The organism is Timaviella obliquedivisa GSE-PSE-MK23-08B (assembly GCA_019358855.1).
Classification (GTDB): Bacteria; Cyanobacteriota; Cyanobacteriia; order Elainellales; family Elainellaceae; genus Timaviella; species Timaviella obliquedivisa.
Map to the genome: position 1 here is coordinate 114,413 of JAHHII010000003.1, position 19,947 is coordinate 134,359.

A 19,947-nucleotide genomic window follows, 5' to 3' on the forward strand; every position below is an offset into this window, starting at 1 on the left:
ACGCGGTAAGCGAGAGGATTCGGTAGGAACCATGGATGAATTAGCTAACGTAAAGATTAATGAGTAACGCAACAAGAAATGTTAACAGCGCTGCCAAAGCAAAAAGATAGAAAATAGCGCGTCCTTTAAACACTGACCAAAGCAAAGCAATATTCTTCAAGTCAATCATTGGACCAAAAATCAGGAATGCTAATAGAGACCCACTTGTAAACACAGAAGCAAAAGATAACGCAAAGAAAGCATCTACCGTTGAACAAATAGAGATAATGCAGGCTAGCAACAGCATTGCCAAAATCGATGTAACATTATCCTGCCCTAAACTTAAAATCACGTCACGCGGTACTGAAACCTGAACGATCGCCGCTATTGCTGATCCAATAACCAAAATTCCGCCGAGTTCTCGCAGTTCTAGAACCACGTTATCCAACATCATCTGAAGCCGCACTGGAATTGGCTTCGACAACACCGGATTTGCCACCAAAGCCGCTGCCTGTAACGGGTCTCCATCTAGCTGGAGCTTACCCGACTGTCCTAAAATAAACGTGCCAGATTGCAATAAGTCTGAAACTGACTCCTTGTCCTTTTTCCCGCGCCTGCTACGATACCGGGGAACAGGCATTGAACGAGCGATCGCAGGTTGTAATAATGGGCGCAAGTCTTTTTGAGTACTGAACACCCAGCCCACGACCGTGGCGATGAGCAGCGAAAAACCCACCCGCATGAATACAATTTCCGGCTGATCTCGGAATGCTGTCCAAGTTGCCCAAAACACAATTGGGTTAACCGTTGGAGCCGCCAGCAAAAACCCGATCGACATCGAAATAGGCGCACCCTGCACCATCAAACGTCGCGCTACAGGCACATTGCCACACTCGCAAACTGGAAAAATAAAGCCAATTAAACTCCCCACAAAAGCGGCAAGTAGAGGATTGCGAGGCACAGATGCAATTAGCTGACGCTCATCTACAAACAACAGCAGCGCACTGGAGAATAAAACACCTAGCAACAAAAAAGGCATTGCCTCCACTAGCAAGCTGAAAAACAGCGTCAAAACACTATTTAACTGATTCATGAGTCAGCGATCGTCTATAGAGATTAGGAAAGCGGTTCAGGAAGAACATTCTATACCTCAATGGGGTCAATGATATCAACAATGGGATCAACAACGGGATCAGCAGCAGGATTGAGAACGACCCATTTTTGGGCATCCTAAACAGTGAAAATGCTCGCTTCAACATCGTAGATGGCGGGTATGGAACGGATTAGCCACAGTTTGGAGGGTAAACTTTACCTAGAGAAAATACTGAAGCTGAATTAGTGCGATTGCTTAAAAAACGCTTGGCTCATCCTGAATGGATTGAAGCGATCGACGCTCAAATCCAAAAAAAGTTCGTTGAAACCCATGCTATTCTCATTCTCGACATGTCAGGATTCTCCCGTCTTGTCGAAGAATTTTTCATTATCCATACCTTGGCTCAGATTCAACAAATGCGAGGAGTGGTCGTTCCTGCTGTTGAAGCCCACCGAGGCGAAATTCTTAAACTAGAAGCAGATAACGTTTACGCTATTTTCCCTCAGGTTCATCAGGCGGTGGTCGCCGCCACTCAAATGATTCAGCAGCTTGCCCAGGTCGGCATTCACGCCAGCATTGGCATTGGCTATGGCGAACTGATTATGATTGCCAACGATAAAGCCTCGCAGGGCAGCAAAGACGCTTTCGGCAATCAAATGAACCTTGCCTCTAAACTGGGTGAAGACCTAGCCAAACCAGACGAAATTCTCTTAACAGAAGCCGCTTTTCAGCAAATCACTGCTCCCACTGCCCATTGGCAACTCGAAGAAATGCAGGTTTCTAATCTAAAACTTCAAGTCTGGCGATCGCCTCAACCGCCACTCACAGGCGGAATTAGCACGACCTCATCCCCTGCTTGAAGGATCGTATCCGGCTCAACAAACTGCAAGTTAACGCCAAACCGAGTCGTCGATCGCCACGGCTCTAGTTCAGGATGCTCGGCAATCAGGCGATCGCATAGTCCCTGTACTGTCGTCCCCATCGGAAATCCCAGGCTCAACTCACTAACCCCATAAGCCTCTTGGTAAACTGCAAACAACTTTACCGTTACCTGCACCTGCTCCTCAACCATCCTGTCCTTTTCTCCTCTGTATACTAAATAGGAATTACCCGCTATCCCTTGCCGCTTACAACCATGCTAGGAACCTTTCAACAAAGCCACCTCCGAATCGAAATCAACGCCTCTCACCAAAAAATTGCCGATAGCCTGCTTTGCCCTGCTCAGTTTCAAAAATGGCTTTTCCCTCAAACCTTCTCGGCAGGCTTACCCGATCGCCTCAAGGCTGGGGTCGCGTACACCAGTTGGCTCGGCCCTATTGCGGTTCAGCATCGGGTAGAACTCGCTGATGAGAATGGGCTACGGCTGCTTCTGCACCAAGGCATTGATGGGTTTCATGAGTGGCATTGGGGCGACGGCTGGGTGCAGTCTTGCCTGGAAGGGGTTTCCTTATTACCGTTAAACCTGGGGCAAACCTTAACCCTCATGCGGCTAAAGCAATTTTTGGCAACTCTGGATAACTAGGACATCTATCAAACTTTGCAATCTCCTCCAGCCCTCTACTTACTTCTTACTTCATTTTTAGAGAAATAAAAGCGAGGTGTATCTTGATAAAAAGTTAAAACTCTTCAAAATATACGAAATCTAGGCTTCAAAACATTAAACTACGGGAGAGCTACAAAACACTCAACATAAGTAAAAATCTAAAATTATTCCTATGAGTAGTGATGGCGATTCTCAAAAAGGGTTGATGTGGTCTCTCAAATGGCTTGGAGGCGTTGTGACGGGGCTAGTAGCCTTCATAGGCTTAATTGCAGGCTTCGTTAAAGCGATCCAAGGGGAGACTGAACTTTATACTCCCCTACTAATCATCATTTTCACTATCACTCTGTCAGTAGTTTGCCTCTATTATGCCTGTTGGTGGAAGCCTGAGCTAGAGGATAAGGGGTCTATTATTATCCAACTCTCCTCTGATAAGGTAGTCAAAACTCAAGCCGTAAAGGTAAAGCACCGAAAGATTGTCCGATCACTGAGTTGGATTGGCGTTATCGTTATTCCACTTTTGGGTATAGCTGGATTTTTCACCTGGCAAAATTATCAAAGTCTCCCACCCCAAAAGACCATAGTTTTAGTCGCAAACTTTGATGGCCCTGAACCACAGAAATATCGAGTTACGGAAGCAATTTATAACAACTTAGAAACTTCTATACGGGCATACGAAAATGCAAAAGTAGAGCGTCTGCCCAAGAGCTTGTCACAACGAGATGAAGCTATATCTGAAGGGAAAAAGAGAAAGGCTACTGTCGTAATCTGGGGCGATTATGGTCAAACTTCTGAAGTTGTTCCTGTTAATGCTACATTCACAGTCTTGAGATCTCCTAGCGCTTTTCCTGATTTAGAATTAGCTGCTAACAATCAGAAGACAAAAGTATCAAAAATAGCTGAATTGAATAATTTTAGGCTTCAGACACGGCTTTCAGAAGAAATGTCTTATCTGACTCTCTTTACTCTCGGCTTAGTACAATACTCTCTGGAAAAGGATAAAAAGGCGGTCGAGCTTTTCACGAAAGCACTGGAGATTGTCGAAAAAGTTCCTAGTCCGTCGTTGAACAAGAGTTATATCTATTTTTATAGAGGCAATTCTCATATTCTGCTGAAAGATATATGTGCTTGCACGCAGAAGGATTATGAACTAGCTATTGAAGACTATGAGAAAGCTGTACAACTTAGACCTGACTTTACTGATGCTTATATCAGCTTAGGGCTTGCCTATGATAGACATGGCAATGTAGATGAGGCAATCAAAAATTATGATCAAGCTATTAAGCTTAACCCTAACGAATCGCTAGCTTACAATAACCGGGGCGTTGTTTACGTGCGTCAAGGGAACTACTCAGAAGCGATCGCTAACTACGACAAGGCCATTAAAAATAGCCCTAACTTTGGGTTAGCATATTTCAACAGAGGACTTGCTTATGCCGACCAGCTTAAATACGAAGAGGCTATTGATAATTACAATGAATCGATCAAGATTTTTTCAAGCTCTTTATCGACAGAAGAATTGTCACCACTTTACTATTTTAGAGGAGTGACTTACATTAACCAGGGAAAACAAGAACAGGCGATTGAAGACTTTAACACAGTACTCAAGAGCACACCTACCTCCGCTCTTTCTTATGTCTTAAAAGGAGAAGCATATAAACGTTCGGGTAATTATCAGAACGCATTTTTTAACTACGATAAAGCGATAGAACTGCAACCGAGCTCTTCCATTGCCTACTTTAATAGGGGCAGGGCATTTCTTGATCAGGGTAACTATGAAAAAGCTGAACTTGATTTTACAAAAGGACTTCAGCTAAGTCCTAATTCTTCTAATATCTACTATGAACGAGGTTCGATTTATTTTAATAAAGAAAATTATGCAGAAGCAATTAAGGATTTCGAGAAAGTGCTTCAACTTGTTCCAAATCATACAGAGAGCTACTTAAGGAGAGGAAAGGCTCATTACTATTTGAAGAATTATGCATTAGCCATTCAAGACTTTAGTAAAGCCATCCAGATTGAGCCTGAGCGGTTTGATGGCTATTATGATCGAGGGATGGCCGCCTATGAGCAGAAGGATTTCAATCAAGTCATTAGGGATTTTCAGAAAGTTTCTCAGTTAAATCCTCTTAATATTACTGCTTATAATTATTTGGGATCTGCTTACCTAAAACAAGGAAAATATGATCTTGCCGTTGATAACCTAAGCCGAGTTGTTGGGAGTGGTCAAGATGATACACATTTATTCTTTAACCTCGGATATGCTTTTGCTCAACTAGGTAGACATGAAGGGGCAGAAAACAACTATCGCAGGGCGATCGATCTTAAGAAAGACTACGCCGAAGCTTATCACAATTTAGGCTTGGTTTACGCTGACCAAAAAGAGTATCAGAAAGCAGTCAAAAGCATTCTTTATGCTATTAAACTTAAGCCATCTGCATATATGTACAATAACTTGGGCACGGTTTACGCCGACCAAAAACAAGATGAAAAAGCTATTGAAAGTTACAACGAGGCGATTCGACTTGATCCCAGTAGTGATAAAGCATATAGCAATTTAGGACATGCATATCGTAGGCTTGGTGATATTAATAAAGCTATCCAGAACTTTAAAAAAGCTTTGCAGGTAACAAAAGAGCAGGCTCTGAAACAACGAGTTTTGAAATCACTTCAGGAGCTTGAGTCTTAGTGGTACTTTTGTTCAGAAGTATCTCGACAGCGCGAATTCATGGAGACACTTTGATAATCTATTGAAAAACTATTGGGCGACATCTGTGGCAGGAGCGATATCAGCGGCGGTCGCTCTCGGCATTGGCGGTAGAACTGGAGACCACAGGCGATCGACCTGTAAACTTTCAGCAGAGAGCGAGCTAGATTGCGGTTGAAAAGTCAGACGAGATGCTGGCGAACTGCTTTCTCGCAATGTATTGTCCTGAACTGGAGCCAAATCCTGCGCGAGTTGAGTTTGCTGCTGAAGCTGCTGCGTCGAAGCCACCAAACCGCTGAGATTATTCACCAAATTCCGTAAGTTCTCTCGAAACGCCGGATCGCCCGTTAATTCATCCAAATCGGCAGTAATCTTTTGAGCATTTTGAAACGTCGATCGCGCTGAATCTAGCGTTTGCTGAAGCAACACCACATTTTCGGTGCTGCCCACCGCGCTAGTCAGATTTCGCAGGTTTGCCGACGCTTCAACCGCGTTTGCCGACAGGGTTTGCAAATTTTCTACCAAATTACTACTGCCGTCTGCGATCGCTGGATCAAAGCTGCCAACTAGTGATTGCAAGCGAGTGCTCGTTTGATTAATATTATCCAAAGTACTAACCAACGAAGAACGATTAGAAGAAACCAAGCTATTGACCTGAGCCGCTGTTAGCCCAATTTGCTCAGCCGCCTGCCCTACAGAAGTTGCAGAAGTTGCCGCTGCCGCCGAAATATTGCCCAACTCCTGCTTCACAGACTTCGTTAAAGTGGTGACTTCTCCGGTCAACGTGGTCACCCCTGCTGCCGCTTTGGAGCTATTGCGAGTTAGCGCTCGAATTTCTCCAAAAAACTCAGGATTAGAGAATAGATCAGCAAACTGTACCGTTGTATCAATTAATTTCTTAAAACTGACCCCGATCTGACCTTCTAAACGCGACCCATTACAAACAATTTGCTGATTGTTACAATCTGCTGCTAAAGGATTAGCCGTCAGGAATGCTGCTGGCACCTCCGATCGCGGAATAATATCAATCGAAGTCTCACCAATCAAACCAGACTGGCTTGCCTCGATCGCCACATCGCGCGGCATTACCAGTGTCGCTGGAGTAATCTCCACATCCACCTCAACTGCATTAGGCGTTGTCCGAGCCTCCAGCACCCGCCCGACAGGCACCCCCCGATAGCGGACGACTGCCCCCGACTGAATCCCGGAAACGTCAGTGAGCCCGCGCGCATCGGAAAACGCAAGCGTCACCTGATAGCTCTGATTAGTGGGGTTGAAGCCCCGCAGCCACAGCACAATACCCCCAAATAACCCTAGTCCTAGCAGTATCAGTAAGCCGACTGAACCTTCTCGAATTGTCCGCGATCGCATGATAGTTCCTCACCGCTTTCAAGCTCTACTCAGATTAGCCCAGGTCACTCACCCTCGACAGGTTGTGTGTCTAAGACATCCTACCCTAGGGCATGAATAGGGCCCTCGACACTACCGCTAAAAAATTGTCTCACCACCGGATGCTTAGTTGTATCAATTTCTGTCACCGACCCTTCCCATTGCACTTTGCCCTGATAGAGGCAGATCACCCGATCAGCAGTTCGGCGAATCGTGCTGTCTTGGTGAGTCACAATGGCATAGGTGCTACAGCCCCCTCGCGCCTTTTGAAGCTGGCGAATTAAATCTTCAATCACGGTTGAAGCGATCGGGTCTAACCCAGCCGTGGGTTCATCATAAAGAATAATTTCAGGACTGTCTGCGGGATTGTCAGGATTATCCATAATGGCACGCGCAAAACTCACTCGCTTCCGCATCCCACCCGATAGCTCAGCCGGAAAGCGATCGCCCGTCCCCGGCAACCCCACCATCTCCAACTTGTGTTCTACTAAATCTCGAATTCGCTTAGCAGGCAACCGTGAATGCTGATAAAGCAGAAACCCCACATTCTCATCTACTGTCAACGAATCAAACAGAGCCGCGTTTTGAAACACCATGCCAATGCCAATAGACTCCTGCTGATCCTCTGCCAACCCTTCTCGGAGTTGCCCCTGCACATAAATTTCTCCTGAATCAGGAGCTAATAGCCCCGCAATCATCCGCAAAATGGTTGATTTCCCTGTTCCTGATGGACCAATAATGGCGATCGCCTCTCCTCGGTAAATCGTCAGATCCACATTGTCTAAGACAACATTAGATCCAAAAGATTTACTGACTTTCTTCAGTTGAATAAGTGGCTCAGCCATAGAGAGAATTTTCGTTACAAAAATAAAAATTAAGCTGGATTTGCATCTACAGTTCTAGCTTAGAAGAGCAACCTCAAAATCAGATCCTTTTGAGTGCCAGAAATCGATTTTTGAGTTACTGTCTGCTGCTAAGAGCAAAACGGGATAACCTAGGTTCAGTTTGTTTACAGGGTGTACGAAAAACAGATAGCGCTTTGTAAAGTAGCTCTTCATCAAAGCCTGTTGCTAGTGTAGTAAATTTTACGATTAATCTACGTATATACGCGTAGTTTCGAATCAGGGACACGTAGCCTCAATGCGCTTTCAGTGCAGTCTTTCCGAAAATTTGTTCTTCACTTTTGCCCCTCATCTAACATGTCTATTGGTTTACTCAAACAAGCCCTGCAAGCTCTTAAGCAAGAGTCGCGCTCCCGAACGCCAAATTGGGTAAACCAATGGTTCAAATGGTTAGCTCCTGGCTTGTTTGTTAAGCGCTGGCTTCTGATTAGTGCAGCAGGCGTATTGCTGACTGCTCTAGGACTGGCCATTTGGTCAAACCTCACCCCGATTTACTACATTAGCCAACTGCTAAGTGACTTGCTCCGTAGCATCACGCAATTAATCCCGAGTTACATTAGTGGGCCCCTGGTTCTTTTGTTAGGGATTCTCTTTGTTTTTTGGGGTCAAACTCGCAGCTTAGGAGCCATCACCGATGTCCTCATGCCTGAAGGCAACGAAGAATTAGTCGATCGCCTCCTCACTCATCGCCGTCTCCATCGGGGGCCCAAAATTGTCGTGCTGGGTGGCGGCACCGGGCTTTCTACCTTGCTCCGAGGGCTCAAATGCTACAGCGCCAATATTACCGCCATTGTGACTGTGGCTGATGATGGCGGCTCGTCTGGTCGTCTGCGCCGCGAAATCGGTGTCCTTCCCCCTGGCGATATCCGTAACTGCCTGGCAGCCCTGGCAGATGAAGAAAAGCTTCTAACCGAGCTATTTCAATATCGGTTTCAGGCGGGCGATGGCTTGACAGGACACAGCTTTGGCAACCTGTTTCTAACTGTCATGAGCGAAATTACAGGGGATCTAGAGCAAGCGATCGCCGCCAGTTCTAAAGTGCTAGCGATCCGAGGGCAAGTCCTCCCTGCCACCCTGAGCGACATGCGCCTCTGGGCAGACCTTGCCGATGGTAGACGGATTGAAGGCGAATCAAGCATCACTGAAGCCCAAGGTAAAATCGTCCGTCTGGGCTGTACTCCTGCCAACCCGATCGCCCTGCCTCGTGCTTTAGATGCGATCGCCGAAGCCGACTACATCATCATTGGCCCTGGCTCTTTGTACACTAGCGTCATCCCTAACCTGCTAGTGCCCGATATTGCCAAGACGATCGCCCGTAGCAAAGTTCCTCGTCTTTACATTTGCAACATCATGACTCAACCGGGCGAAACCGATGGCTACACCGTCTCCGACCATATCCGTAGCATTGATGCTGTCAGCCCTTATAAACTTTTTGATGTTGTTCTTGTCCAAAAAGATTCCCCCTCTCCGTCATCTCTAATTCACTACGCGCAAGAAAAGTCTCATCCCGTCTACTTTGACCGGGAAGCCGTATCACAATTGGGTAGACGCGCAGTTGTTGCCAATGTCATGGACGAAGACAAACAGCTACACCTCGTTCGCCACGACTCCGATCGCCTTGCCAGAATCTTGCTGCGTTGGTATGGTCGCATCCAGGGACTGTAAATTTAAGGACTGCAAATTCAAGGACTGTAGCCATAAAGGCTGTAACCGTGAAAAATTAATTAGAGTGGGGCTAGAAATTAAACTTGAAACAAGATTGAGAGCTTAACTAAAATACCTGATGTAATATCTTCTGTTGGGTCTTAGTCTATTGACCTGCTCTCGATCGCCCTCTTAACCCTGCTCATCCTGAATCCTCCTCATGTCCCAACCTTTGCTTCAATCCCTCATCTGGACTGACTATCGCCTCGCTGTGCTTTTTACCGTTGTCCTGCCTTTTCTCCTGCTGATCTGGTCGTTTGCTCAAAAAGCAGAAGCCATCCAACGGTTGCTGATGATTTACTGGCGAGTGGCTAGCTTGCTCGCCATCACGGTTTATCTCCTGATTGGCAGCCACCCTATTGGTTTTATTACAGGGTTCCTTGCTAAAATCCTCATCCCGCTAGGTCTCTGGTTTTGGGTTGACTTAAATGAAGAAATTTCTGACCAGTTCCAAACTCCGCTCAAGCTAACCTTCACCTCTTGGCGGTGGGCAGTTAGCCTCTACTGCGGACTAGGCGCGATCGCCAGTCTCCCTTTTCTCAAATGTGGCTTTGCAATAGATGCATTTAGAACCGAATTCTGCCAAGCTTGGCTCTATCCTCCTTTCAGCTTCCGAGAGATCTTCCATCCTACTACTAAGCCCGAATTTCTTGGCTTCTTGGGCATTGTTGCCCTGATTGTTTACATCCTCTATCTCGGCTATTTTGTGGTGTTTCGCCTCGGCAAGCAGGGGCGATCGGCAGCAGAGCTTTAACCCATGAGCGACTCCATTGGTTATCGTTTAGAGCAATATACCCTCAAACAACGTCCTCCAGAGGTTCTGCTGGTCACTGTAGAAATTGAGGGTGAGCCTGATCAAATTGCCATTTTCAAAGGGTTCTCTAGCTCTCTCATGCGCCCGACTGCGTTTGATCCAGATTTGCCTGTCTTACCCGAAAACGCTGCGATTCTGACTCTCGATCGCCTCGTTGCTCCTTACAATCCCCAGTCTCCTCAATACATTCAGCAAGGATTGACCTGGGAAATGATGCAAGAACTGCTTCAGGCGATCGGGGTCTAAAAAATCCTCACTCAACCCTTCACTAACTTCCGGAAAAGCAAAATCCATTGCTGTAGTTAAACCTGACTTTTTTTCAAAAAAAGAGTAGTCTATTTGCACAACCTAACCTGAAGCGGGTTCTGTAATCTAGGCTTTGATTAAGCTGTCAATGCTTGTGCTATGCTCCGCTGATCGGTGTGATGTGTGTATGGAGTGATTTAGTTATGGTGGCAGTTCCCGTATCGTCCGATAGACCTTTCTCTCGCATTTCTAAACCCCAATGGGGCGCGATCGCTCTCCCTAATACTCGGCTCTTTGGCACCGATGGTATTCGAGGTCGCGTAGGCGACTTGCTAACCGCGCCCCTTGCCTTACAAGTTGGGTTTTGGGCAGGACAAGTTCTCCAATCTCACCGTTCTGGCATCGTAATTTTAGGACAAGATTCCCGTAACTCTAGCGACATGCTGACCATGGCACTTTCAGCAGGGCTGACCGCCGCAGGGCTAGAGGTCTGGAACCTGGGTTTGTGTCCTACTCCCACTGTCGCCCACCTCACGAGCACAACTGAAGCGATCGGCGGCATTATGGTTTCTGCCAGCCATAACCCTCCCGAAGACAATGGCATCAAATTCTTTGGCGAAAATGGCAACAAGCTCTCCACAGAAGTTCAGGCTCAAATTGAAGCTGCTCTTCGTGGCGAGTTAGACCTAGCGCCCATCAATAGTTCAGGACGCTGTTACCATCGTCCTGAACTTGTCCGCCAGTACGTGCAGTTTCTCCAAGAGCCGCTCCTGCCTGAGATTAATCTCAAAGGCATGAAAGTTGTCTTAGATTTAGCCTGGGGGGCTGCTGTTCAAGTTGCGCCGCTTGTGTTCAGCCAAATGGGCGCTGAAGTGATTTGCCTGCATGATCGAGCCGATGGCGATCGCATCAATGTTCATTGTGGCTCCACTCATCTTGACTCTCTCAAAGCCGCAGTCCTGGAACACAGAGCCGATATTGGCTTTGGCTTTGATGGCGATGCCGATCGCGTCATGGCGGTTGATGCTCAGGGTCGTACCGTCGATGGTGACTATATTCTCTACCTTTGGGGCGCTGCCTTGCGCCGCACCTGTCAACTTCCCCACGACATCATTATCTCAACCGTCATGGCAAACCTTGGCTTTGAGCGAGCCTGGCAAAACCTCGGCGGTACCCTCATTCGTACCGATGTCGGTGATCAATATGTTCATGCTGAAATGCTGCGCCAGGGTGCAAAGCTCGGCGGAGAGCAATCTGGGCATATCCTTTGTCCTCATTACGGCGTTTCAGGCGATGGTATCCTCACGGCTCTTCACCTGACTGCCTTAGTATTGCGCTCTGGCACATCGCTCTCTGATTTGATTGAGCAAAGCTTCCAAACCTATCCTCAGGTTCTCAGAAATGTGCGAGTCGAAGACCGCGATCGCCGTCTTAATTGGCGACATGACGAAACCTTGCAAAGCGCGATCGCTCAAGCCGAATCTGCGATGGGTGATCAGGGCAGAATTCTAGTCAGAGCCTCTGGTACCGAGCCTGTCATCCGCATCATGGTCGAAGCAAGTACCAATGAATTGACCTGCTACTGGACAGAAAATTTAGTTTTAGCTGTACAAAATTACGCAGCTTAGGATAATTAAAAAATAAATTTTTAGAAGCTGAGGCTATTTGAGAACCTCAGCTTCTTTGTGTGTAAGGCTTTCAAACATACCCGACTTTTTTTATCGGGTATGTTTGACGAGGATTTATGCCCGTGTTACTATCCTGTTCATTAACGACGAGAGAGTATTCAAGTCATGACTCAGGCAGCCATAAACCCTACCCATTCCGCCGTCCACTCCGCCACAACCTTTACTGGATTGAAATGTAAAGAATGTGGTAGCGAGTATGAAGCCAAAGCAATCCACGTCTGCGAACTCTGCTTTGGCCCTCTAGAGGTTGCCTATGACTACGATCGCCTCAGGCAAATTGTTACCCGCGAAACCATTCAAGCTGGGCCCCATTCTATCTGGCGCTATCGCCCCTTTCTACCCGTCACCTCACAAAATCCCATTGATGTCGGTACTGGCATGACTCCGCTCGTACAGGCTAATCGTCTGGCTCGTCAACTCGGCATCAAACGTCTCTTTATTAAAAATGATGCTGTTAATATGCCAACCCTTAGCTTCAAAGACCGCGTTGTTTCAGTGGCTCTTACCCGCGCCCGTGAACTTGGCTTCACCACAGTTTCCTGCGCTAGCACTGGAAACTTGGCAAACTCTACCGCGGCGATCGCTGCTCACGCCGGACTTGACTGCTGCGTCTTCATTCCCTCAGACCTAGAAGCCGGAAAAGTCATGGGCACTCTCATCTACGGCCCGACAGTTATGGCAGTTCATGGCAACTACGACCAAGTTAATCGCCTCTGCTCTGAGGTTGCCAATAGCCACGGTTGGGGCTTCGTCAACATCAACCTTCGCCCCTACTATTCTGAAGGTTCTAAAACTCTAGGGTTTGAAGTTGCAGAACAATTGGGCTGGCAACTCCCTGATCACATTGTGGCTCCCTTGGCTTCCGGCTCCTTGTTTACCAAAATCTACAAAGGCTTCCAAGAGTTTGTCAAAGTGGGTTTAGTGGATGATAAACCTGTCCGCTTTAGCGGTGCCCAAGCTGAAGGCTGTTCGCCGATTGCTAAAGCGTTTAAAGAAAATCAAGACTTTATCACCCCGGTCAAACCCAACACGATCGCCAAATCTATTGCGATCGGCAATCCTGCGGACGGCATCTATGCTGTAGACATTGCCCGGAAAACGAACGGCAACATCGAATCTGTCAACGATGCTGAGATCGTAGAGGCGATCAAGCTGCTTGCGGAAACCGAAGGCATCTTTACCGAAACGGCAGGAGGCACCACGATCGCTGTCCTCAAAAAGCTAGTCGAAGCTGGCAAAATTGATCCTGAAGAAACCACTGTTGTCTACATCACAGGCAATGGCTTAAAAACTCAAGAAGCAGTTCAAGGTTGCATCGGAGAACCTTTCACTATTGAACCTAAACTTGATGCCTTCGAGCGTGCCCTAGAGCGTTCCAGAACTCTAGGTCGGCTAGAATGGCAGCAAGTGATGGTTTAGGCTCAGTCCTATTACTTCGTTCTTTTTCCTAATCTTTATTTTTTCTAGAACATGGCAGTTAAAGTTCTCGTTCCAACTCCCCTTCAAAAGCTAACCCAAGACCAAGCTACCCTAGAGTGCGAAGGTAACAGCATTGCCGAGCTAATAGAGTCTCTTGAGCAAAGCTTCCCTGGTATCAAAGCGCGTCTTTGTGATGAACAAGGTCAGTTGCGTCGTTTCATCAACTTCTATGTCAACAGCGAAGATATTCGCTTTTTAGAAGGTCAAAACACTCCTCTCACCACAGGGGACGAAGTAAGTATTGTTCCCGCAGTGGCGGGCGGCTGAGAGACGGCTACGTTAAACATTCCTAAAGGCTAATCAAAAGCGTTACGTTCACTTTGTAGGAACGTAACGCTTTTTCATTAATATTCTTGCGCTTACTGGCTATTCTCTAACTTCGCTCCCAGTCTCACCAGTTTCGTAGGCAGGCACTTGAAAGCGAGCATCATCTCTTTTAGATTGACTCGGTTGGTAGGAAAATAAAGGCATCTTCAGCCTTAGAAAAATTGCAATTACCCGTGTCACAAACGAGCCTGCAATAATGACCATAACTGCCTTGAAAATTTCGTCGGGGTAATAGTTTAACTGGCTAGAATACCAAATAATAAACATTGAGAAAATGAAACCCCAAATAATTGCAATGATTGGGTAAAAAGAGCCCTTGAGTGATGGATTATTTGGATCGGCTCTCACCATATCGCGGATAATGCCACCGCCAGCGCTGGTGATGGCTGCAAAAATAGGCCCCCATAACCAAAGCGGAGAACTTTGAGTTTCGAGGGCTACAATCACCCCAATAATCGACAGTGTAGATAGACCCAACGTATCTAAAAGTTCAATCACTGCATTGAATGTCTTGGCACTGAGTGAAGGCGTGTTGCTTTGAACCTGAGAAGTGTTTTTCCTGATCTTATCGTTCCAAAAACCGATTAATTGAATCAGCACGTATCCTACCAAAACTGTAATAATCACCGCCATCATATAAGTGGGCGCTTTCATTAAGCCTAGTGTAGTTCGTCCGGCAATCATATCCCGCAACACTCCCCCGCCAACTCCGGGCAAAGCCGCCAACACCAAAGCCCCAAAGAGATCGTAGCCTTCGCGGTTTGCCATTACTAGCCCTGAAACTGCAAACGAAATTACTCCAGTTAGTTCTACAAAGAAGTACCATTTTTGTCCTGTAGTAAAGCCTAACAAGACTGGGAATAAATATTGCTGAACTAGCTTATTGTATTGACCGTTATCTTTCAATTTCGTAATGCTGGCATTAAACTGCTCAACTAGCTCAGGTGTAACTTGCTTGGATTTTTTACTGAAAAGAATGTAGTAAGGGAGTTCGCTAATGCGAAGAGGATACTCTTCGGCAATATCTTGGAACTGCTGCTTGTAGGAAATGTCTGCACCGACAATTTGATCAATGAGAAACCCATCAACCTGCTTACGAGCAAGCAAATTAAAAAGCTCTGCATCGGTTTCAGCTTTAACAATTTTGCTTTCATTATCGGAATCTTTAATATAGGCATCAATCTCCTTCTGACCGTAAGAGTATCCGTCTACAACGCCAAGACGAAAAGATTTCTCGTGAAACATCTTCAGTACATCGGCAGCATTCTTTAAGCTATATTGCTCTGACGCTCCTTGAGGAACAAAAAGTACATTAACAGACCTCCGAAACTCTTTGGAGTAATAGCCAAAAGCCTCTCTTTCTGGTCGCTTTGAAGCTGAGATAATGATGTCTTTCTTTCCTTTTTTAAGATCATCCAATAGCTTGTTCCAGCTAGTTTCACCTTCATACAAAACACTGTAACCAATGTTAGAGAACGCTAAGTTTGCTAAGCGAGTATCTAGCCCGTTGACTGACTTTGTTCCCCCACTTTCTTCTTCATAAATGAAGGGTCGCCAACCGTAAGATGCTGTTTTTAGAGTTGAATGATGATCGACTTGAGCAACAGCAGGGTGTGCCCCTAAAATACAAATTAAACTCCAAGTGGCGATCGCCAGCCACACCAACCATTTTTTCTGTACCCGCATAATTCAGACTCCAAAGCGCTTAGCGTCTAAGGTGCCCTCAAATCAAGCCAGAAAAACATTTCTTTTAATAACCGTATCGCTTGCTACGTTTTCAGAAGAGTTGATTTTTAAGCTCATAATCCTGGGAGGATATCTTCCTCAATCTGAAGACAGTTTTACATTAAATTCAGTAAATTCCACAGCTATTAGAACTAGGTATGTATTAATTCTTCCGCACTCATGACGATGAATTCAGCCGTTTATTAAGAATATAAAACGTTATAGATGCGAAACATTACTAGAGATTAGTAGCGATCGCTACGCTTATTTACTTAATTAGGGAAGTCATCATGATCTATACAAATTTAGAAGATGTAGTTGGCAGCGAACGTGATGTTGCTTGGGGAAACGGTCAAAGTCGCCGTTTTCTAGTTGAACAAGACGGAATGGGATACTCCTTAACCGATACCGTTATTAACGCTGGCACAGAATCTTTGCTGGAATATAAGAACCATATGGAGACTTGTTACTGCATTGAAGGCGAAGGCGAAGTCGAAACGAACGGTGTTGTTTACTCCATTAAGCCTGGTTCAATGTACGCACTGAACCGAAACGACAAACATTATTTGCGTGCCAAAACAACGATGCGCTTGGTCTGTGTATTCAACCCACCTCTCAAAGGCTACGAATCCCACAGCCTTACAGGACAAGCATCCTGCTACTAGTTCTTTCCTAATTTCAACAGCTATCGCCCTTGTCTGTGCCTATGTCGGACGAGGGCTATCCTTTCCCGCTATTTAACATTTTAGAAATGCTAATCACCGATCGCCCAATGTCTACTAGTTCGCAGGTTGCCAGCCCCCAGCCAGTTTTTTCTTCCGTGGATGATCCATCCCAGTCGGCACTAACAGTCCGTGTTAATGCTCTAGAAGTGTATAGGCATCATCTTGAAATTTCCTACCAAATTGGACAATGCGCTTTCACAACCAAAGTTTTTTATCATGATGTGGATCTTGAAGCCCTAGCGGTACGGTATTCTGCTCAGTTTATGCGTCAGGTTTATTGCCACATTGCTTTGGTAGAAGGACTGAAGTATTGCTCTGTTTTTCCCGAAATTTATGATGTAACGGCGATCGCCGATGGCTTATCTGTGGCTTCTCTAGAGTTCTTTAGCCGTACTTACAACGCAGCATACACCCAGAACAAATACGAAAATCAAATCAGTAACTATAATGGACCTCTTCTCTACTTTGAATCTATTTTAGGAACGCTACAACCCATCACGTTTAAAGGCAATAATCCCACTGTCTTAACTGGAAATGGCGGCGGTAAAGATAGCTTTCTCTCTATGAAAATACTAGAAGAGGCAACCATTCCTTTTGCCGCATTTCAATGGGCGCGGTCAGAGTATGGTCGCTTTGAATATCAGCATGACCTCAGCGCTAAAATTTATCAGCATGTTCAACCCCAAACGGTTCATCGCGTCTCTATCCATGATGACTTTACCGATGGCGTTTACATGCAACTCTACTTCCCCCACCTCAAGCCACCCTTTACCCTCGGTACGCCAGAATGTATTTTTGCGGCGCTGCCAATTTTGCTAGATCAAGAATATTGCTACCTATCGTTTGGTAATGAAAAGAGTTCTGATACTGGCAATTTTTACTGGGCTGAGCTAGGGCAAGAGGTTAACCATCAGTGGATTAAAACCTATGAAGCAGAGTGTATTTTTGAAGCCTTCGTCCGAGAGCATTTCATTACAAACCACCAATATTTCAGCTTGCTCAAGCCTCTTTACGATTATCGAATTTTCAAAAATCTAGCTCGTTATCCTCAAGCATTGCCCGACCTCCACTCTTGCAACATTGACAAACCTTGGTGCAAAAAGTGCGCTAAATGCGCCTATGTTTGGCTTAACTACCTGGCAAACTTTGACACCTCAGTCATTAATGCTTTGTTTCACACCAACCCCTTCGACTCTTCAGACCTGCATCTTTATTATCGCCAAATGCTAGGGCTAGAAGAGCATAATGCGTTTGAATGTGTAGGTCATATTCATGAGTCTAGAATTGCGATGCAGAAGTGCGCGCAGAAGGGGCTTACGGGTAAAGTGATGGCAATGTTTGAAACAGATGTGCAGGCTCAGGTATTGCAAAATTGGGAAGAACTTGAGCAAAAGTATGATCAGGTTTATTCAGAACATAATATTCCTGATCATATTTTTGAACGGGTTAAGGCTTTCTTGTAGCTTTATTCTGTATCAGTTTTATTCATTGGGTTTGATTAATTCAGGGGGCGATCGCCTCCTTTTTTGTTTTGCCTAGTTTTTTGTTTTGCCTCCTTTTTTGCATATTTTTTTGCAGAACTGGACTTTCGACTAATAGCCCTCCCTCTCAACCTAGTGCATTTTTAAGAGAACTCCCATTCTCTGCTTCTCCATGGTTTCTATCCGTACTGTAGTCCCCATTATTATTTCTGCACAAATTGCGCTTGCGGTTGGTTTAACAGGATTGATCTCGTACATCAATGGGCAAAAGGCAGTGAACGACGTTGCCTCTCAGTTGCGCGCACAGTTGGCAATTCGCATTGATAGCCATGTGAGTGCGTATTTGGTGACTCCCCAGTTAGTATTGGGCACGATGGCAAACCAGTTTAAGTTAGGTCTGTTGTCGCCTCAAAATGTCATGGAACCCAGTAACCTTCGCCAGGTGGAACGTTACTTAGGACAACAAAGCTATTTATTTGATTCAGTTAGCTATCTTCTAGTTGCCAACGAGCAAGGCGACTACGTAGGCATTGAAAAATCCGATCAAGGAAAACGCACGATCGATTTGGCAGACAGTGGCGGAGCCTTTAGAACCTATGGAATTGGCAATGAGGGAAGTCATGCTCAACTGATTAAACAGGCAGGTCAGTATGATCCGCGCGATCGCCCCTACTATAAAACAGCCGTAAAAACAGGCAAACAAAGCTGGACTGAAGTTTACAACGCCTTTGGTTACGAAAACCGTCCTACCATCACGGCTTCCCAGCCTATCTATCGTCAGCTTAGTAACGGACAGAAAGGTGAACTATTGGGAGTTGTTGGAGTAGACCTCATTCTCTCGCAGATTAGTCAATTTCTAAGCGAGTTAGAAATTAGCAAGTCGGGGATGGCATTTATTATCGAGCCTTCGGGACAGTTAGTGGCAACCTCAACTGGGGAACCGGTTATTACCCAAGATGCTAGTAAAAAAAATCATCGGGTGATGGCAACCAATAGCAAAACTGCCTTAATTCGAGGTACAGCAGAGTATCTTCAGAAGCACTACGGGAGCTTTAAGATCGATCAATCTGCCCAGCTAGTGGATTCTATTGGCGGCAAACGAAATTTTGTAGAAGTGCGATCGTTCAAGCAATTTGACTTGCAATGGCTCGTCATAGTCGTTATTCCTGAATCTGATTTTATGGCAAAGATTCAAGAAAACTCGCGCACTACCTTTTTGCTATGTTTAGGCTCTTTAGTGGTTGCTTCTATTGTGGGGCTGCTAACTGCCCGCCGCCTCACCCGCCCTATTTTGACTCTTAGTTCAGCAGCCACTGCAATTGAAGCCGAAACTTATACACCTGAATTACTAGCAACTGAAATTAAGCGTAAGGATGAATTCGGTCAACTGGCTCGAATTTTTTATGCAATGGCAGAACAAGTTAGAACGCGATCGGGAGATTTGCGAGATAAAATTCGGCAATTAGAAGTAGAGGTCGATCAGACCAAACAAGGATCTACAAATCACGATACAAATGATGCTCTAATGATTCGAGAATTACTAGAAAGAGCCAGAGAAATCCGTCATGGACAATAACGATACTCTGAATGATTCGTGAACAGATGTGGAAACTTATTTTAACTCGCAGGCTCTAAAGATTTAGCCTCAGACATTTCTATTGCCCTCTGTACAACTAACACCGAACAAGGGGCATGATGCACTACGTAGTTGCTAACACTACCCATCATTACCTCGGTCAGTCCTTGATGCCCGCGCCGACCCAGAACGATGAGATCTGCACCCCAGCTTTGAGCCAACTCACAAATTCCAGCCCCTGGTGTGCCAACGAGGCAAGTCAATTCAGTCACAATTCCCTGGGCGATCGCTTGCTGCTGATAGGGTTGTAACCAAGCGATCGCTTTGTCTCGCTCTTGCTGAATTTTTTCCTGCTGAACCCGCCTCAAAATTCCATAGGTATCTAGGTCAGCGATCGTGCCAAGCCCCATAAATGAACCTGTTGGCAGTTCAGCATCCATTCGCAGCGCATGAACCAGCATAAGTGAACCTTTGCCTCTGGCTTTAACTTCGCTCATGGCTTGTTCAAACACAGCAGATGCTTGCAATGAACGATCAAGAGCGACTAAAACTTTTTGAAAACTCATATATGA

Annotated in this window: 18 protein-coding genes; 12 read left to right on the top strand and 6 right to left on the bottom strand. The window is 45.8% G+C overall.

Annotation, left to right across the window (positions count from 1 at the left end; translation table 11 throughout):
* Positions 1-40 precede the first annotated feature (40 nt).
* Entirely contained in the window at positions 41-1,072 is a 1,032-nt protein-coding gene (locus tag KME11_06420; protein MBW4514844.1) for a permease, read from the bottom strand.
* 245 nt (positions 1,073-1,317) lie between these two features.
* Between KME11_06420 and KME11_06425 the strand changes: the two genes are divergently transcribed.
* The gene (locus KME11_06425) at positions 1,318-1,932 is read left to right on the top strand and encodes an adenylate/guanylate cyclase domain-containing protein (GenBank protein MBW4514845.1); all 615 of its coding nucleotides are present in this window, start codon (positions 1,318-1,320) and stop codon (positions 1,930-1,932) included.
* On the opposite strand, the gene KME11_06430 is transcribed toward KME11_06425, so the two are convergent.
* On the bottom strand, positions 1,884-2,144 hold the full coding sequence (locus KME11_06430) for a MoaD/ThiS family protein (protein MBW4514846.1): 261 nt from the start codon (positions 2,142-2,144) through the stop codon (positions 1,884-1,886). The genes KME11_06425 and KME11_06430 overlap by 49 nt on opposite strands.
* 63 nt (positions 2,145-2,207) lie before the next feature.
* On the opposite strand from KME11_06430, the gene KME11_06435 reads away from it, so the two are divergent.
* Entirely contained in the window at positions 2,208-2,594 is a 387-nt protein-coding gene (locus KME11_06435; GenBank protein MBW4514847.1) for a hypothetical protein, read from the top strand.
* A 193-nt stretch (positions 2,595-2,787) separates the two neighbouring features.
* Positions 2,788-5,301, top strand: a complete 2,514-nt coding sequence (locus KME11_06440) for a tetratricopeptide repeat protein (GenBank protein ID MBW4514848.1) — start codon at positions 2,788-2,790, stop codon at positions 5,299-5,301.
* Between the two features lie 69 nt (positions 5,302-5,370).
* On the opposite strand, the gene KME11_06445 is transcribed toward KME11_06440, so the two are convergent.
* Both KME11_06445 and KME11_06450 read right to left on the bottom strand, forming a co-directional pair.
* Positions 5,371-6,690 (bottom strand): MCE family protein, encoded by a 1,320-nt coding sequence (locus KME11_06445; GenBank protein ID MBW4514849.1) that lies wholly within the window; start codon positions 6,688-6,690, stop codon positions 5,371-5,373.
* An 80-nt stretch (positions 6,691-6,770) separates the two neighbouring features.
* Entirely contained in the window at positions 6,771-7,553 is a 783-nt protein-coding gene (locus tag KME11_06450) for an ABC transporter ATP-binding protein (GenBank protein MBW4514850.1), read from the bottom strand.
* Positions 7,554-7,907: 354 nt separating this feature from the next.
* Between KME11_06450 and KME11_06455 the strand changes: the two genes are divergently transcribed.
* The 6 genes from KME11_06455 (at position 7,908) to KME11_06480 (ending at position 13,808) form a co-directional block, all read left to right on the top strand.
* Complete coding sequence (locus KME11_06455; GenBank protein ID MBW4514851.1) at positions 7,908-9,275, top strand: YvcK family protein; 1,368 nt, start codon at positions 7,908-7,910, stop codon at positions 9,273-9,275.
* A gap of 199 nt (positions 9,276-9,474) precedes the next feature.
* A complete protein-coding gene (locus tag KME11_06460) occupies positions 9,475-10,068 on the top strand; it encodes a DUF3177 family protein (protein MBW4514852.1) in 594 nt (197 codons plus the stop codon).
* A 3-nt stretch (positions 10,069-10,071) separates the two neighbouring features.
* Entirely contained in the window at positions 10,072-10,374 is a 303-nt protein-coding gene (locus tag KME11_06465; protein MBW4514853.1) for a hypothetical protein, read from the top strand.
* Between the two features lie 203 nt (positions 10,375-10,577).
* Positions 10,578-12,002 carry a phosphoglucosamine mutase gene (locus KME11_06470; GenBank protein MBW4514854.1) on the top strand — a complete coding sequence of 475 codons (1,425 nt, stop codon included), beginning with the start codon at positions 10,578-10,580 and terminating at the stop codon, positions 12,000-12,002.
* Positions 12,003-12,167: 165 nt separating this feature from the next.
* On the top strand, positions 12,168-13,481 hold the full coding sequence (locus KME11_06475) for a threonine synthase (GenBank protein MBW4514855.1): 1,314 nt from the start codon (positions 12,168-12,170) through the stop codon (positions 13,479-13,481).
* A 51-nt stretch (positions 13,482-13,532) separates the two neighbouring features.
* Complete coding sequence (locus tag KME11_06480; GenBank protein MBW4514856.1) at positions 13,533-13,808, top strand: MoaD/ThiS family protein; 276 nt, start codon at positions 13,533-13,535, stop codon at positions 13,806-13,808.
* A 99-nt stretch (positions 13,809-13,907) separates the two neighbouring features.
* On the opposite strand, the gene KME11_06485 is transcribed toward KME11_06480, so the two are convergent.
* The gene (locus tag KME11_06485) at positions 13,908-15,554 is read right to left on the bottom strand and encodes a transporter substrate-binding domain-containing protein (GenBank protein MBW4514857.1); all 1,647 of its coding nucleotides are present in this window, start codon (positions 15,552-15,554) and stop codon (positions 13,908-13,910) included.
* Positions 15,555-15,883: 329 nt separating this feature from the next.
* Here KME11_06485 and KME11_06490 point away from each other — a divergent pair, with 329 nt between their 5' ends.
* The 3 genes from KME11_06490 (at position 15,884) to KME11_06500 (ending at position 19,375) form a co-directional block, all read left to right on the top strand.
* Positions 15,884-16,258: an ectoine synthase gene (locus tag KME11_06490; GenBank protein MBW4514858.1), complete on the top strand. Its 375-nt coding sequence runs from the start codon at positions 15,884-15,886 to the stop codon at positions 16,256-16,258.
* 35 nt (positions 16,259-16,293) lie between these two features.
* Entirely contained in the window at positions 16,294-17,781 is a 1,488-nt protein-coding gene (locus KME11_06495) for a hypothetical protein (protein ID MBW4514859.1), read from the top strand.
* Between the two features lie 190 nt (positions 17,782-17,971).
* Positions 17,972-19,375: a HAMP domain-containing protein gene (locus KME11_06500; protein MBW4514860.1), complete on the top strand. Its 1,404-nt coding sequence runs from the start codon at positions 17,972-17,974 to the stop codon at positions 19,373-19,375.
* A 41-nt stretch (positions 19,376-19,416) separates the two neighbouring features.
* Here the strand turns inward: KME11_06500 and KME11_06505 are convergent, their stop codons facing one another.
* The gene (locus KME11_06505; GenBank protein MBW4514861.1) at positions 19,417-19,941 is read right to left on the bottom strand and encodes a universal stress protein; all 525 of its coding nucleotides are present in this window, start codon (positions 19,939-19,941) and stop codon (positions 19,417-19,419) included.
* Positions 19,942-19,947: the final 6 nt, after the last annotated feature.

What these genes read in the sequence shown, in the direction of transcription:
- KME11_06420 (MBW4514844.1), bottom strand. Translation starts at nt 1,072, where the DNA reads ATGAATCAGTTAAATAGTGTTTTGACGCTGTTTTTCAGCTTGCTAGTG.
- KME11_06430 (MBW4514846.1), bottom strand. Translation starts at nt 2,144, where the DNA reads ATGGTTGAGGAGCAGGTGCAGGTAACGGTAAAGTTGTTTGCAGTTTAC.
- KME11_06435 (MBW4514847.1), top strand. Translation starts at nt 2,208, where the DNA reads ATGCTAGGAACCTTTCAACAAAGCCACCTCCGAATCGAAATCAACGCC.
- KME11_06440 (MBW4514848.1), top strand. Translation starts at nt 2,788, where the DNA reads ATGAGTAGTGATGGCGATTCTCAAAAAGGGTTGATGTGGTCTCTCAAA.
- KME11_06445 (MBW4514849.1), bottom strand. Translation starts at nt 6,690, where the DNA reads ATGCGATCGCGGACAATTCGAGAAGGTTCAGTCGGCTTACTGATACTG.
- KME11_06450 (MBW4514850.1), bottom strand. Translation starts at nt 7,553, where the DNA reads ATGGCTGAGCCACTTATTCAACTGAAGAAAGTCAGTAAATCTTTTGGA.
- KME11_06455 (MBW4514851.1), top strand. Translation starts at nt 7,908, where the DNA reads ATGTCTATTGGTTTACTCAAACAAGCCCTGCAAGCTCTTAAGCAAGAG.
- KME11_06460 (MBW4514852.1), top strand. Translation starts at nt 9,475, where the DNA reads ATGTCCCAACCTTTGCTTCAATCCCTCATCTGGACTGACTATCGCCTC.
- KME11_06465 (MBW4514853.1), top strand. Translation starts at nt 10,072, where the DNA reads ATGAGCGACTCCATTGGTTATCGTTTAGAGCAATATACCCTCAAACAA.
- KME11_06470 (MBW4514854.1), top strand. Translation starts at nt 10,578, where the DNA reads ATGGTGGCAGTTCCCGTATCGTCCGATAGACCTTTCTCTCGCATTTCT.
- KME11_06475 (MBW4514855.1), top strand. Translation starts at nt 12,168, where the DNA reads ATGACTCAGGCAGCCATAAACCCTACCCATTCCGCCGTCCACTCCGCC.
- KME11_06480 (MBW4514856.1), top strand. Translation starts at nt 13,533, where the DNA reads ATGGCAGTTAAAGTTCTCGTTCCAACTCCCCTTCAAAAGCTAACCCAA.
- KME11_06485 (MBW4514857.1), bottom strand. Translation starts at nt 15,554, where the DNA reads ATGCGGGTACAGAAAAAATGGTTGGTGTGGCTGGCGATCGCCACTTGG.
- KME11_06490 (MBW4514858.1), top strand. Translation starts at nt 15,884, where the DNA reads ATGATCTATACAAATTTAGAAGATGTAGTTGGCAGCGAACGTGATGTT.
- KME11_06500 (MBW4514860.1), top strand. Translation starts at nt 17,972, where the DNA reads ATGGTTTCTATCCGTACTGTAGTCCCCATTATTATTTCTGCACAAATT.
- KME11_06505 (MBW4514861.1), bottom strand. Translation starts at nt 19,941, where the DNA reads ATGAGTTTTCAAAAAGTTTTAGTCGCTCTTGATCGTTCATTGCAAGCA.